This is a genomic window from Aeromonas sp. MR7 (assembly GCF_963899385.1).
GTDB lineage: Bacteria > Pseudomonadota > Gammaproteobacteria > Enterobacterales > Aeromonadaceae > Aeromonas > Aeromonas bestiarum.
This window is the reverse complement of record NZ_CAWQXH010000011.1, coordinates 724,281-737,181: the sequence shown is the minus strand read 5'-3', so window position 1 is coordinate 737,181 and position 12,901 is coordinate 724,281. Positions and strand designations below refer to the sequence as shown.

General features: G+C 59.9%; 12 protein-coding genes. 8 read left to right on the top strand and 4 right to left on the bottom strand.

All coding sequences use genetic code 11. The features are described from left to right. Positions 1 to 63 precede the first annotated feature (63 nt). The 3 genes from emrD to AACW87_RS08350 form a co-directional block, all read right to left on the bottom strand. Positions 64 to 1,263, bottom strand: coding sequence for a multidrug efflux MFS transporter EmrD (gene emrD, locus AACW87_RS08360; RefSeq protein WP_043136815.1), 1,200 nt, complete (start codon positions 1,261 to 1,263; stop codon positions 64 to 66). A 250-nt stretch (positions 1,264 to 1,513) separates the two neighbouring features. After that, complete coding sequence (locus AACW87_RS08355; RefSeq protein WP_098984373.1) at positions 1,514 to 2,176, bottom strand: glutathione S-transferase family protein; 663 nt, start codon at positions 2,174 to 2,176, stop codon at positions 1,514 to 1,516. A gap of 190 nt (positions 2,177 to 2,366) precedes the next feature. Continuing rightward, positions 2,367 to 2,822 (bottom strand): hypothetical protein, encoded by a 456-nt coding sequence (locus AACW87_RS08350; protein WP_043136820.1) that lies wholly within the window; start codon positions 2,820 to 2,822, stop codon positions 2,367 to 2,369. Between the two features lie 200 nt (positions 2,823 to 3,022). Here AACW87_RS08350 and suhB point away from each other — a divergent pair, with 200 nt between their 5' ends. Then, positions 3,023 to 3,826, top strand: coding sequence for an inositol-1-monophosphatase (gene suhB / locus AACW87_RS08345; RefSeq protein WP_005310327.1), 804 nt, complete (start codon positions 3,023 to 3,025; stop codon positions 3,824 to 3,826). A gap of 383 nt (positions 3,827 to 4,209) precedes the next feature. On the opposite strand, the gene AACW87_RS08340 is transcribed toward suhB, so the two are convergent. Then, a complete protein-coding gene (locus AACW87_RS08340) occupies positions 4,210 to 5,841 on the bottom strand; it encodes a methyl-accepting chemotaxis protein (RefSeq protein WP_043136824.1) in 1,632 nt (543 codons plus the stop codon). Between the two features lie 369 nt (positions 5,842 to 6,210). On the opposite strand from AACW87_RS08340, the gene AACW87_RS08335 reads away from it, so the two are divergent. From AACW87_RS08335 to pseC, 7 genes are all read left to right on the top strand, one after another. After that, complete coding sequence (locus tag AACW87_RS08335) at positions 6,211 to 7,143, top strand: ZIP family metal transporter (RefSeq protein WP_043137005.1); 933 nt, start codon at positions 6,211 to 6,213, stop codon at positions 7,141 to 7,143. A 97-nt stretch (positions 7,144 to 7,240) separates the two neighbouring features. Continuing rightward, positions 7,241 to 7,999 carry a substrate-binding periplasmic protein gene (locus AACW87_RS08330; protein ID WP_241324713.1) on the top strand — a complete coding sequence of 253 codons (759 nt, stop codon included), beginning with the start codon at positions 7,241 to 7,243 and terminating at the stop codon, positions 7,997 to 7,999. A gap of 140 nt (positions 8,000 to 8,139) precedes the next feature. After that, positions 8,140 to 8,832 carry a 5'-methylthioadenosine/S-adenosylhomocysteine nucleosidase gene (mtnN, locus tag AACW87_RS08325; protein WP_043136828.1) on the top strand — a complete coding sequence of 231 codons (693 nt, stop codon included), beginning with the start codon at positions 8,140 to 8,142 and terminating at the stop codon, positions 8,830 to 8,832. Then, complete coding sequence (locus tag AACW87_RS08320; RefSeq protein WP_241324712.1) at positions 8,829 to 9,779, top strand: cobalamin biosynthesis protein CobD/CbiB; 951 nt, start codon at positions 8,829 to 8,831, stop codon at positions 9,777 to 9,779. Before mtnN ends, AACW87_RS08320 begins: the two co-directional genes overlap by 4 nt. Then, a complete protein-coding gene (locus AACW87_RS08315; RefSeq protein ID WP_241324711.1) occupies positions 9,772 to 10,620 on the top strand; it encodes a cobalamin-binding protein in 849 nt (282 codons plus the stop codon). The genes AACW87_RS08320 and AACW87_RS08315 overlap by 8 nt, the downstream gene beginning before the upstream one ends. A 122-nt stretch (positions 10,621 to 10,742) precedes the next feature. Continuing rightward, a complete protein-coding gene (gene pseB, locus AACW87_RS08310; RefSeq protein ID WP_241324710.1) occupies positions 10,743 to 11,747 on the top strand; it encodes a UDP-N-acetylglucosamine 4,6-dehydratase (inverting) in 1,005 nt (334 codons plus the stop codon). Then, positions 11,744 to 12,901, top strand: a complete 1,158-nt coding sequence (gene pseC, locus AACW87_RS08305; RefSeq protein ID WP_241324709.1) for a UDP-4-amino-4,6-dideoxy-N-acetyl-beta-L-altrosamine transaminase — start codon at positions 11,744 to 11,746, stop codon at positions 12,899 to 12,901. The genes pseB and pseC overlap by 4 nt, the downstream gene beginning before the upstream one ends.

Below are 12,901 nucleotides of genomic sequence, written 5' to 3'. Positions count from 1 at the left end.
ACCCAGCATCGAGCCAATAAAAAGCCCGCCGGCGAGGGCGGGCTTGTCACTGTCACGAGGCGATCAGACAGCCATCTGCTCGTGCGGCGAGCCGTGGTGGCGCAGCCAGGCAAAGCTCAGGGCCACCAGCAGGACCATGAGCGTCATGATGGCCCCTAGGGTCACCTGGCCTTCCATCGGGAAGCAGGCCGCCAGCAGGGTGACTATCCCCGCCCCCAGGTTCTGCATGCCACCCAGGATGGCGCCGGCGGTGCCCGCCTGCCCCGGGAAGGGCTCGATGGCGCAGGAGGTGGCGGTCGGATAGAGGATGCCGCTACCGATGAAGTAGACGGCCGCACCGCCCACCAGCGAGGCCGCACTCACCACGCCGAACAAGCCAGGCAACAGTATGATCAGTGACCCCAGCGCTAGGAAGACGATACCAAGGCGCATCAGCTTGCCCTGACTCAGCCGGAAGCTCAGCTTGGCGGAGAGCCAGGCGCCGAACAGGTAGCCGGGCAGCGGCAACACGAACAGCACGCTCACGGTGCGGGCGCTCAGCTTGAGCACATCGCCGAGCAGCACGCCGGCCGCCGCTTCAAACACCGCCAGACCGGCGAAGGTCGCCATCAGGCAGAGCAGATTGCCCTGAAAGCGCGGATTGCCCAGCACGTGGCGGTAGGCGGCGCCGACCCGCAGCGGCTGTTGACGAGCCGCCTGCGGCAGGGTTTCACCAAACCAGGCCAGCAGGGCCAGGGTGGTCACGGCACCAAAGCCGAACAGGAACCAGTAACCGGCGCGCCAGTTGAACAGCTCGGTCAACCAGCCACCCAGTACGGGGGCCAGCAGCGGGGAGAAGATCACCCCCATGCTCACCAGGCTGTTGGCCCGGTTCAGTTCGGCGCCGCTGTAACGATCGCGCATCACGGTCCGGCTCATGGCACCGCCAGCACCCGTGCCCATCCCCTGGATCAGGCTGCCCACCAGCAGCGCGGTGAAGCTCGGGATCAGCTGAATGGTCAGGGTCCCCACCAGAAACACCATCATGCCGATGAGCAGCACAGGACGACGACCGATGCGATCCGACAGCGGGCCATAGACAAACTGGGAGAGCCCGTACGGAATGAGGTAACAGGCCATCACCGCCTGCAACTGGCCGGAGGCCACGTTGAAGTCCCCCGCCATCATGGGAATGGAGGGCACATACAGGGTCTGGGTCATCTGGCCCACGGCGACCATCAGGATGGTCAGAAAAAACAGAGGGTAAAAACTGTGCCGATACATATCTCAGTCCCGCAAATCATCAAAAAGCTGCCGCACCCCTGGCAGAAACCTGCAGAGGGGATCCAAAAAAACAGAGTCAATCAAAGGTGAAAATACAAGGCGGAGAACCCGCACCGGCCGGGAGCAGGACACTCCCTTGGCTTGGCGTGATCTTAGTGATTCAGATCACGAAAAACGAACGAATCTTTGTAATCAGCTTTCCCTAGTTTTTCTAATGTAACGGGGCAATTTGCCCCGTCAGCAATAAAAATCAACGCGTTACCATCTGCTGGGCCTGCTTGACCAGATCCTCCGGTGTCTCGTTGCGTGGCGGTATGGTGATCCCCTTCTGGCAGGCGGGTTTCTCTGCCATGCGCGCCATCCAGGCTTGCAGATGCGGCAGACCCTCGATGGAGATGCCACTCCAGTCATGAATGCGCACCCAGGGCCAGGTGGCGATGTCGGCGATGCTGTACTCGTCGGCCAGGTATTCGTGCTGTGCCAGGTGGCTGTCGAGCACCTCGAACAGGCGGCGCCCCTCCTTCTGATAGCGCTCGATGGCGGCCGGGATCTTCTCCGGGAAGTAGCGATAGAAGACGTTGGCCTGCCCCATCATGGGGCCGACCCCGCCCATCTGGAACATCAGCCACTGGATGGCCTGGGAACGACGCTTGGGATCCTGCGGCAACAGCCTGCCCGCCTTCTCTGCCAGATAGAGCAGGATGGCGCCGGACTCGAACACGGCGAAGTCACCGTTATCCCGATCGACGATGGCCGGGATGCGTCCGTTGGGGTTGATGGCCAGAAACGCGGGGGTTTTCTGATCCAGCGCCGACAAATCCAGCGGGATCACCCGATAGGGCAGTCCCAGCTCTTCGAGGGCGATCGCCACCTTGAAACCATTGGGGGTGGCTGCGGTATAAAAATCGATCATCATGAACTCCTTGTGATCCACACATTGGCACAGACACGATCACTGCTGTGCTTATGCCAGACAGGTAAAGACAACGGGATAGACGCCATGCGGACATTTTCCCGGCTCCGGCATGGCAAAGCGGCGCAATACGGGTCAGTTATGACAAATATTGCGCCGCTTGAACAGCCCGGAAGCAGGAAGAGAAACGCTAGTTGCACAGCCCCACGGGTTGGCGCTGGCGCAGTAAAATGAGGCGGGACAACAGCGGGAAGTAGGACTCAAGCTTGCTCAACAGCACTCTGCTGCAGGCGGGATCGGCCAGCTCGGATTCGTCCAGTACTATGCCGTTGGAGACAAAATAGAAGCGCGGATCCCGCACATCCGGCCCCTGAATGGTGAGGGTCTCATCCCCGCCGCGCATCAGCAGCGGCAATACCGGCAAGCCGAACGTCTCGCCGCTGCGCTGCCAGGCAAACTCGGGCCAGGGGGTATCGCCATCGAGCAGCAGTATGGCCGCCTCTTCTTTGCCCGGCTGCCACTGTGATGGCTGGGCAATGCTCACCTCGTTGAAGTAGTCGCCATATCCGGTTGATGCTCTCAAGGCAGCCAGCAGCCCTTGAGTGCTCGCTGCCGACGGTTTTTGACTGACTAATGACAGATTCATGATCCACGTCCCTATGCTCAATGCAGCCTGTTATTCGGCTGCTGCCATAAGACTAGACCAAAAGAAGCCTATATTGGAGCCGTCAGATCTGGCAGTCGCCAAGGTCAGGGAGAAGGCGTATAACGGTTGCCATTATCGAAAAGACTGGTATTATACCGCGTCCTTTTATCCCCCGTTCTTTAACATCCAGTGGTGAACCTATGCATCCGATGCTGAATATCGCCGTGCGCGCTGCGCGCAACGCCGGTCAAGTAGTAGTAAAAGCCTTCTCCCAGCCCGAGAACATCGAGGCCATCCAGAAAGGCAGCAATGACTTCGTGACCAACGTTGACCGTGACGCCGAAGCGGCCATCATTCACACCATCAAAAAATCTTACCCGGAACACAGCATCATAGCTGAAGAGTCTGGTGAGATTGCCGGTACCAATCCGGACTACCAATGGATCATTGACCCACTGGATGGCACGACCAACCTCGTCAAGGGCATTCCGCACTTTGCCGTCTCCATCGCCCTGCGCGTCAAGGGCAAGACCGAACAGGCCGTCGTTTACGATCCCATCCGTGACGAGCTGTTTACCGCGACCCGTGGTAACGGCGCCCAGCTGAACGGCTACCGCATCCGTGTCGGCAAGGCCAAAGAGCTGGCTGGCACAGTACTGGCCACCGGTTTCCCGTTCAAGCAGAAGCACCACATAGAGCCGTACCTGAAGATGTTCCAGAGCATGTTCATCGAATGTGCCGACATCCGTCGCTCCGGCTCTGCCGCACTGGATCTGGCCTATGTGGCCGCCGGTCGCGTCGACGGTTTCTGGGAAATCGGCCTCAAGCCTTGGGATACCGCTGCCGGTGAGCTGCTGGCCAAAGAGTCCGGTGCCATCGTCACCGACTTCGTGGGTGGTCACAACTACGAAAACTCCGGCAACATAGTGGTTGCCAACCCGCGCGTCCTGAAAGAGATGCTCGGCAAGATCCGCGAAAACCTGCCGGAGTCCCTGGCCAAATAAGCCAGCCTCTCGCAGCGCACGCACAAAAAACCCGGCCTTGGCCGGGTTTTTTTATTGCTACAGCAACGAGGCAGGCCCTTCCATGGCAGTCCTGAGCCTCCCTTGCAGCCCGGCAGGCATGAGCGTTATCAACGCAAATCCTCATACCCCTTTCCCGCCAACCGGGTTTCACCATGCTTAACTGCCGACATCAATCCTTTGCCCGCGGCCATCCGCCCGCAGTCGCAGGCCCGGCATGAAGACGTGAAGATCAGGATTCATTCGCCGGGTATCCGCCTCCCCTGGCGCCCTGTAAAACAACAAAACCCGGCAAGCGCCGGGTTTTGTTGTGTGTCCAGCGGGCATGGGCCGGCTCAGCCTAGACCAAGCCGGCATTGCCCTCATCAGGCCAGGCGGAAGCGACCTATGGTCTGCTTCAGACCGGCAGCCAGCTGGCTCAGCTCCAGACAGGCGCGGGCGGTGTGATCGGCACCGATGGCAACCTCGTTGGAGGATTCATTGATCCGCTCCACGTTGCGACCCAGCTCATCGGAGACAGCATCCTGCTCGCCACAGGCACTGGCAATCTGAATGGCCATGTCGGCAATCTGGGCGACCGCCTCTTCGATCTGCTGGATGCCGTTGCTGGTCTGCTCGCTCTGTACCACGCACTGGCGGATCATGTCACAGCTTTGACCTGTCACCTCTTTCGCCTGGTTGGCGCGCGCCTGCAGGGTTTCTATGATGGCCACTATCTCGCCGGTGGAGGCCTGGGTACGACCCGCCAGGGTACGCACCTCATCGGCAACCACGGCAAAGCCGCGGCCCTGCTCGCCAGCACGGGCCGCCTCGATAGCGGCGTTGAGCGCCAGCAGGTTGGTCTGATCGGCGATGCCACGGATCACGTCCACCACCACATTGATCTGGGCAGATTCACGCTCCAGCTCGGCGACCAGGGTCCCCGCCTGTTCAATCTCCTCGGCGACCCGGGTAATGGCCACCAGCGAGCTCTGCACATCCTGATTGCCGCGACGGGCCAGGGCGTTGGCGGAGCTGGCGGACTCGGAGGCGGTCTCAGTGTTGCCGGCCACGTCGGCCACGGTGGCCTTCATCTGGGTCATGGCGGTTGCCACCAGGGAGATCTCCTGCTGCTGGCTCTGGATCCCTTGCGCCGACTGTTCGGAAACGGCGCTCACCTCTTCGATGGCGGCGCCAAGCTGGGTCACCGCGGCTACTACCTCTTCAATCAGGCCACGCAGGTTGTCCTGCATCTTGAGAGATGCCTTGGCCAGCATGCCCAGCTCATCGCGACCTATGTGCTGTCGATCCAGCTGATGGGTCAGATCACCGGCGGCGATGGCGTTGGCCTGCGCCACCACGGCTTGCAGTGGCAGGCAGATCTGGCGAGTCAGGAACCAGGTCATGGCCATCATGAACAGCAGCAGGCCACCTATGCTCACCATGGCAAAGCTGGTCACCATGTTGACGCTGTCGAGCAGGCTGCCCCGATTCTCCTTCACGAAGCCGAGGTTCACCTCCACCAGGCTGTTGACCGACTGTTCCAGCGCACCATAGGCAGCGTTGGACTGGAACAGCTGCGCCTTGGCCTGGGCCAGCTGGCCTTGTACCAGCAGCTGATCCACCGCATTGACCGAGTTCAGGTACTGCTGCCAGTCCTGCTTGGCACGGTTGAACACCTGGCGCTCATGATCGGCACCGACCGTGGACTCGTAAGCACGAAAGGCACGCTCGACCTTCTGGACATTGTCCTGAATGCGGCCACGGCGAGCCTGCAGATCGGCGGCATCGTCAACCATCAGCAGGGCGAACTGGGCCCGACGCACGTAAGAGACGTCGTAGAGCAGCGTTTCCACCGAGAGCACGCTCGGCAGGGTGGAGTCGGTAAAGTTCAGCACGCGGTCGCGCACGCCGCGCAGCTCGCTGGAGAGAAAAATACCGAATATCACGTTGACGGCGGCAATGACCGCAAAGACCACGGCAATCTTCTTGCCGATAGACAGATTTTTGTAAAACATGGTGGCTGGTGATCCTCAACTGCTGACAAGCAGGTGCACTGTGGCGATCACATCCGTATGAGCTGATACCCGGACATTCCTGACGGGAGATGGGACGTTGCGAAAAACCAAGGGAAGGGCTGGTTTCGCGAGGGCGGCACTTTACCACAGATCTGCCTACTCCTTCACCGGATTTCGCGGCGTGAAAGCAAGTTGTTTTTCCGCACAACCGGACTTTCATCACAAACTTTTTATAGCGACCAAAACATATCAAATAGTTAGCCGATGAAGGCAATCGGTCAGCGGGCATGGACAAAGCAGGCCCGCCTCGGTGTAATGCAAGACCATGGTGATGAGCCCCCTCATCCGCTGCCAATCGAGGTCATGCTTATGGATAACGCGTCGGCGCTGCCGGTTTCCTCCTGGTCAATTCAGCTGCGCGAGCAGATGCAGGCTCGCCCGCTGACCGCGATCGGCCTGCTCATCGCCCTGGCAGCCGTGTTGTTGCTGCTGTTGCAGAGCCTCATCATGCTGGCGGCTGGTGACATCAGTCCGGGAGCCCGTTATGGCCTCATCGGTGGACTGGCCGGTTTTGCCGCCACTGCCCTCGGGGCCCTGCCGGCCCTCTTCCTGCGCGCCGTGCCACAACGGGTGGAAGACAGCATGCTGGGCTTTGCCGCCGGCATGATGCTGGCCGCCAGTGCCTTCTCCCTGCTGCTGCCGGGACTCGAGGCAGCGGAAGGGATCACCGGGGATGGCTTCCTCGCCGCCGCCGTGGTGGTAGCCGGTATGACGCTGGGGGTACTGCTGATGCTGGGACTGGATCAGTTCACTCCCCATGAACACGACAAGACGGGCCCCTGCGGCCCGGGCCATGAGAGTTGCTCCCGGGTCTGGTTGTTCGTGTTTGCCATCGCCCTGCACAACCTGCCGGAGGGCATGGCCATCGGGGTCAGCTTCTCCCAGGGAGACATGTCGGTGGGATTGCCGCTCACCACCGCCATCGCACTGCAGGACATTCCGGAAGGGCTGGCGGTGGCGCTGGCCATGTGCGCCGCCGGTTTTCATCCAGGCAAAGCCGTACTGGTCGCCATCGGCAGCGGTCTGCTGGAACCGCTCGGCGCCCTGCTCGGAGTGGGCCTCTCCAGCGGCATGGCCATCGCCTATCCCATAGGGCTGGGGCTGGCCGCCGGCGCCATGCTGTTTGTGGTATCCCACGAGGTGATCCCCGAGACTCATCGCAATGGTCACCAGACCCACGCCACCCTGGGGCTGATGGCCGGCTTTGCCCTCATGATGACGCTCGACACCGCATTGGGTTGATAAGATGCTGATAAATAGCCCAATGTCCCATTCGTTGACGATACTGACATAGCTGGCATCGGGATCTCCCCGAGCCTTCATCAAGGGCCTGCATGAGATGAGATCCTGGGTGGCCTCACTGCTTTTCCTGCTTGCCCCTGCGCTCTGGGCAGCCAGTACCATAGAGGTCTATCACACGGCGGCGCAGCCGGAGTCGGCCCCAAAATACATTGAAAACCCGGATGGACACGTCGGCGGGATCTGCGTCGACCTGTTTCGACTCATGGAGCAGCGAGAACCCGCCCTGCGCATCCAGGGCGATCAGATCTTCCTGCCGCTGAAACGGCTGGAGAAGAGCGTGCTGCACGGCCAGCTCGATTTTATCTGCGGCGTCGGCGACAACCCGGTCCGCCGCAACCACTTCATCTATCTGCAACCGCCCATCTTCACGGTGCGCTACCACCTGGCGGTGCGCAGCGACGACCCCATCCATATTCGTCACTGGGACGATGTCAGGGCCCTTGGCAAGGAGGGCATCATCCTCATCAACCATGGCAGCGGAGCCATAGAGCGGCTGCAAGCCATCGGCGGGCTCCTCATCGACAGCGGCGGGATCAACAGCACAGCCAACTACGACAAGCTGCGGATGAAACGGGGGCGCTTCATCTATTACCGCTCACCCGGCTTCGAATTCGATATTCGCCAGCACAGGCTCACCGGCCAGGTGCGCATACTCCCCACCGTCATGGAAGAGACCCCTTTCTACATACTGTTTCATCAACACACCTCGCCCGCGCGGCTGGCCCTGTTTGCCAGCACGCTGCAGCAACTGGCCGACAGCGGCGCGCTGACCAGGCTGGTGGAACAATACCGCTGAGCGGGGACACGTCACTTCCGCCTCTTTCCCCTTTTATCTTCCTCCTGGCGACCATCTCGGAATGCTCGGCGCCATCGCCAACTTTTGTTATGATCCACAACAACTTATTCGGCCACGCGGCCATCGAGACGAGGTGAGTGATGAAAGTAGGTATTATCGGCGCCATGGAACAGGAAGTGGCCCTGCTGCGCAGCCAGATGAGCGAGCCAACCACCCTGCAACTGGGCGGTTGCGAGTTCTATCAGGGGATGCTGGCGGGCAAAGAGGTGATCCTGACTCGCTCCGGCATCGGTAAGGTCGCCGCCAGCGTCGCCACCAGCCTGCTGCTGGAAAAATTTGCCCCGGATTGCGTGATCAACACAGGCTCCGCCGGCGGCTTTGCCCAGGATCTGCATATAGGTGACGTGGTCATCGCCAGCGAAATGCGCTTCCACGACGTGGATGTGACCGCCTTCGGCTACGAGATGGGCCAGATGGCGCAACAACCCGCCGCCTTCCCCTGCGACGAGAAGCTGATCGCGGTGGCCCAGGATTGCATCGCCGAGCAAGGCAAGCATCAGACCAAAGTTGGCCTCATCTGCACCGGCGATCAGTTTATGTGCAAGCCCGAGGCGATTGCGAAAGCCCGTGCCGATTTCCCGCAGATGCTGGCAGTTGAGATGGAAGGAGCCGCCATCGGCCAGGTGTGCCACATGTTCAAGGTCCCCTATCTGGTGGTCCGCGCCATGTCGGATATCGCCGGCAAGGAACAGGTTGAATCCTTCGACGCCTTCATCGAGGTGGCGGGCCAGCATTCGGCCGAGATGATCATCAAGATGCTCGGCAAGCTGTGATCGACCTCGCCACGCTGGAACACATGGCCGCCACTCCGGCGGCCATTTTGCTCGGGGCCACGCTGCTGGAAGCCATACTGCCCTGGCCTGCCCAGTTCAGGCTCTCCGCCTTGGTGCCCCTGCTGACCCGCCTCGGCCACAAGGTACACAGGCCAGATGGCGCGCCCAGGCAGCAATTCCAGGCCGGTCTGCTGGCCTTGCTGGTTGTCTGGCTGCCGTGCGCCGCCGGACTCTGGGCGGTGCGCAACCTTTCCCTCTCGGAGCCGTTGTTTGATCTGCTGTTTCTGCTGCTGATGATAGAGTCGCGCCCGCTGCGAGAGCTGGCCAAGGCCACCCGTTCGCTGGCAAGTCAGGAGACGCTGGTGGTTGCCCGGCTGCAGGCGGCCCCCTGGCTCAGGCGCGATACCGGCAAACTCTCCGTGATGGGGGTTGCCAAAGCGGTCAGCGAGACCTGTGCGCTGCGACTGACAGGCCAGTGGGCCGGTCCCCTGCTCGGGTTTGCACTGGCCGGCGTTCAGGGTGCCCTGCTGTGGCGACTCGCTCAGTTGATGAACCAGGGCTGGAGCCCCAAGCAAGAGGCATTCAGCCACTTCGGCCGCGCCGCTGCCGTGCTTTACCAGGGACTCTGTACCCCCGCCATCCTGCTGCTGGCATTGCCCCTGTGCCTGACCCAGCTGCGCCAACTGGGGGCTCGCCTGCGCACGGCCATACGGTGGCCCTACCCTGCCATGGGTGCCTTGCTGACGCTGCTTTCCCACTCGCTGGGGATCCGGCTGGGCGGCCCACGCTATTACCAGGACACCCTGTTTCGCTTCCCTGTGTTCGATGCGGTGAGCGACCCTGATGCCAGCAGTGCACTGCGCTTGCTCAACCGGTTGCAACAAATTGGCTGGGGCTGGCTGGCACTGGCCGTCCTCTTCACCGCGGTGGAGCAACTGCATGGCTAGGCATGTCGCCCTGATCTGCCTGCTCTGCTGGCCACTGATGCTGCAGGCGGCTGCGCCGATGCGCATCGTCAGCCTCACCCCCCATCTGACCGAGCTGCTGTTTGCCATCGGTGCTGGCGATCGCATCGTCGCCACCGATGATGCCTCCGACTTTCCACCCGAGGTGACGACACGGCCACACGTGGCCAACTACCGCAGCATCAACCTGGAAGCCCTGCTGGCCCAGAAACCGGATCTGGTGGTGGCCTGGCGCTCGGCCCAATCCCGCATGCTGGCCCCCATAGAGCAGCTGGGTATTCCGGTGTTCTACTCCGAGCCCACGGATTTCGCCTCCCTGGCCTCGGAAATACGCGCGCTGGGAACACGGCTGGAGCTGGAGCAAGCGGCCAATGCCCAGGCTGATGCCTATCTCGCCAGGTTGGCCGACCTCAAGCAACGCTACGGCCAGCCCAAGCATATCAAGGTGTTTTATCAGCTCTGGGATCCCCCCCTGACCAGCGTCAGCGGTTCCGCCTGGCCGGCTCAGGCCATCGAACTGTGCGGCGGAGAGAATGTGATGGCGGAAGCTCGCACTCCCTACCCCCAGGTCAGCCTGGAGCAGATCATCAAGGCCAACCCGGCACTGATCCTGGCGGGGAGTCAAGATCCCGGCGTCCTGCGTCGCTGGCAGCAGTGGCCCATGATCGATGCGGTCAAGCATCAGCGTCTGCAACTCATCAACTCGGACGAACTGCATCGCTTCACCCCGAGGGCACTCAATGCCGTACAGCAGGTGTGTGATGCCATCGCCACAAGCTACGAAACATTAATATTACCTTTTGACAAGCCCAGTCCAGACTGAACACAGTGTGGCGGCATGCTTGATGCTCTTTTTATTAGCCGATTACACTCTTTGCATAAAATGCTGGTACTTTATTTGCTAGCATATGATTCATCTACTGTTTTCATAACGAGATGTTCGCAATGTTCAATGATAAAACGTTACTCATCACTGGCGGCACTGGCTCGTTTGGCAAGATGCTGGTCAAGACAGTGTTGGAACGCCACAAGCCGAAACGGCTCATCATCTACTCCCGCGATGAACTGAAACAGTTCGAGATGCAGCAGGAGTTCAACGAACCCTGCATGCGTTATTTCATCGGCGATGTGCGGGATGCCAACCGCCTGAACATGGCGATGCGCGGCGTCGATTACGTCGTGCACGCGGCCGCGCTCAAGCAGGTGCCTGCCGCCGAATACAACCCCATGGAGTGCATCAAGACCAACATCCATGGGGCAGAGAACGTCATCCAGGCCGCCCTGCTCAATCAGGTCAAGAAGGTGATCGCCCTCTCCACCGACAAGGCCGCCAACCCCATCAATCTGTATGGCGCCACCAAACTGGCTTCCGACAAGCTGTTTGTGGCGGCCAACAACATCGCAGGTCAGGATCCGACCCGCTTCGCGGTCGTGCGCTACGGCAATGTGGTGGGTTCACGTGGGTCAGTCGTTCCCTTCTTCCAGAAACGGATCGACCAGGGCGCCGGCACGCTTCCCATCACCCATGCCGAGATGACCCGCTTCTGGATCACCCTGCAGCAGGGGGTGGATTTTGTGATGAACAACTTCCCGCGCATGAAAGGGGGAGAGATCTTCGTACCCAAGCTGCCTTCGGTGCGGATCACCGACCTAGCTACCGCCATGGCACCCCAGCTGACCCAGGAAATTATCGGTATTCGTCCGGGCGAGAAGCTACATGAGGTGATGTGCCCCAGTGACGACTCCTATCATACCTTCGAGTTCGACGACTTCTTCATCATCGGTCCCACCATCAACTTCAACAATCGCAACAATGACTTCTCGGTCACGGCGACAGGCGAGAAGGGATGCATGGTCGAACAGGGATTCGAGTATAACTCACGCAACAACGGCGACTTCCTGACGGTGGCACAATTGAAAGAGTTGAATGACAAGGTGGTAATGGAATGATCCCGTACGGCAGGCAGTCGATCAGCGAAGCGGATATCGAGGCGGTAGTCGAGGTGTTGAGGTCAGACTTTCTGACGCAGGGCCCGGTCGTCCCCCGTTTCGAGCAAGCCGTGGCAGATTACTGCGGTGCCCGCTTCGGGGTAGCGGTCAATTCGGGCACGGCCGCCTTGCACATCGCCTGCCTGGCGCTGGGTGTTGGCCAGGGAGACTGGGTATGGACCTCCCCCATCAGCTTCGTCGCCTCGGCCAACTGTGCTCTCTATTGCGGAGCCCAGGTCGACTTCGTCGACATAGAGCCGGATACCGGCAACATGTGCGCACTGGAGCTGGAGCGCAAACTGATTGTCGCCAAGGCGCAAGGACGCCTGCCCAAGGTGGTCATTCCGGTACACTTCGCCGGCTTGCCCTGCGATATGAAAGAGATCCACCGTCTGGGCCAGGAGTACGGTTTTCGCATCATAGAAGATGCCTGCCACGCCCTCGGCGCCCGCTATCACGGCGAACCGACCGGCAATGGTCGCTACAGCGACATTACCGTCTTCAGCTTCCACCCGGTGAAGATTATCACCACGGGTGAAGGCGGCATGGCCATGACCAATGATCCCGCTCTCGCCAAGACCATGAGCATGCTGCGCAGCCACGGCATCACCCGTGAACCGGAAGACTTCATCAACGAACCGGACGGTCCCTGGTACTACGAACAGCAGATGCTGGGTTTCAACTACCGGATGACAGATATCCAGGCGGCGCTGGGGTTGAGCCAGATGAAACGTCTAGAGGAGTTTCTTTTCAAGCGCATAGCGCTCTCTGAACATTACAAGAGAGAGCTTCGTGCAAGCGGCCTGTATTTTCTTTTCCCTCGTACAGATAGAGTAAGTGCTTGGCATTTATTTGTGATAAAAGTTGATGCCAACATTCGGGGAAAACTAGTCAAATTTTTACGAGAAATGAATATCTTTACCAACGTCCACTATATTCCAATCTATAATCAACCTTACCATATAGGTTGTACAATACCTTCTCTACTCAAAAGCAACAAATTCAGTTCAAGCATTATATCGATCCCACTGTACCCATATTTGACAACACCGGACCAAAACACTGTAATCCAATTATTTAAATCATATCTTGCCAACATTGAACCAAATAAATAA

What these genes read in the sequence shown, in the direction of transcription:
- emrD (WP_043136815.1), bottom strand. Translation starts at nt 1,263, where the DNA reads ATGTATCGGCACAGTTTTTACCCTCTGTTTTTTCTGACCATCCTGATG.
- AACW87_RS08355 (WP_098984373.1), bottom strand. Translation starts at nt 2,176, where the DNA reads ATGATCGATTTTTATACCGCAGCCACCCCCAATGGTTTCAAGGTGGCG.
- AACW87_RS08350 (WP_043136820.1), bottom strand. Translation starts at nt 2,822, where the DNA reads ATGAATCTGTCATTAGTCAGTCAAAAACCGTCGGCAGCGAGCACTCAA.
- suhB (WP_005310327.1), top strand. Translation starts at nt 3,023, where the DNA reads ATGCATCCGATGCTGAATATCGCCGTGCGCGCTGCGCGCAACGCCGGT.
- AACW87_RS08340 (WP_043136824.1), bottom strand. Translation starts at nt 5,841, where the DNA reads ATGTTTTACAAAAATCTGTCTATCGGCAAGAAGATTGCCGTGGTCTTT.
- AACW87_RS08335 (WP_043137005.1), top strand. Translation starts at nt 6,211, where the DNA reads ATGGATAACGCGTCGGCGCTGCCGGTTTCCTCCTGGTCAATTCAGCTG.
- AACW87_RS08330 (WP_241324713.1), top strand. Translation starts at nt 7,241, where the DNA reads ATGAGATCCTGGGTGGCCTCACTGCTTTTCCTGCTTGCCCCTGCGCTC.
- mtnN (WP_043136828.1), top strand. Translation starts at nt 8,140, where the DNA reads ATGAAAGTAGGTATTATCGGCGCCATGGAACAGGAAGTGGCCCTGCTG.
- AACW87_RS08315 (WP_241324711.1), top strand. Translation starts at nt 9,772, where the DNA reads ATGGCTAGGCATGTCGCCCTGATCTGCCTGCTCTGCTGGCCACTGATG.
- pseB (WP_241324710.1), top strand. Translation starts at nt 10,743, where the DNA reads ATGTTCAATGATAAAACGTTACTCATCACTGGCGGCACTGGCTCGTTT.
- pseC (WP_241324709.1), top strand. Translation starts at nt 11,744, where the DNA reads ATGATCCCGTACGGCAGGCAGTCGATCAGCGAAGCGGATATCGAGGCG.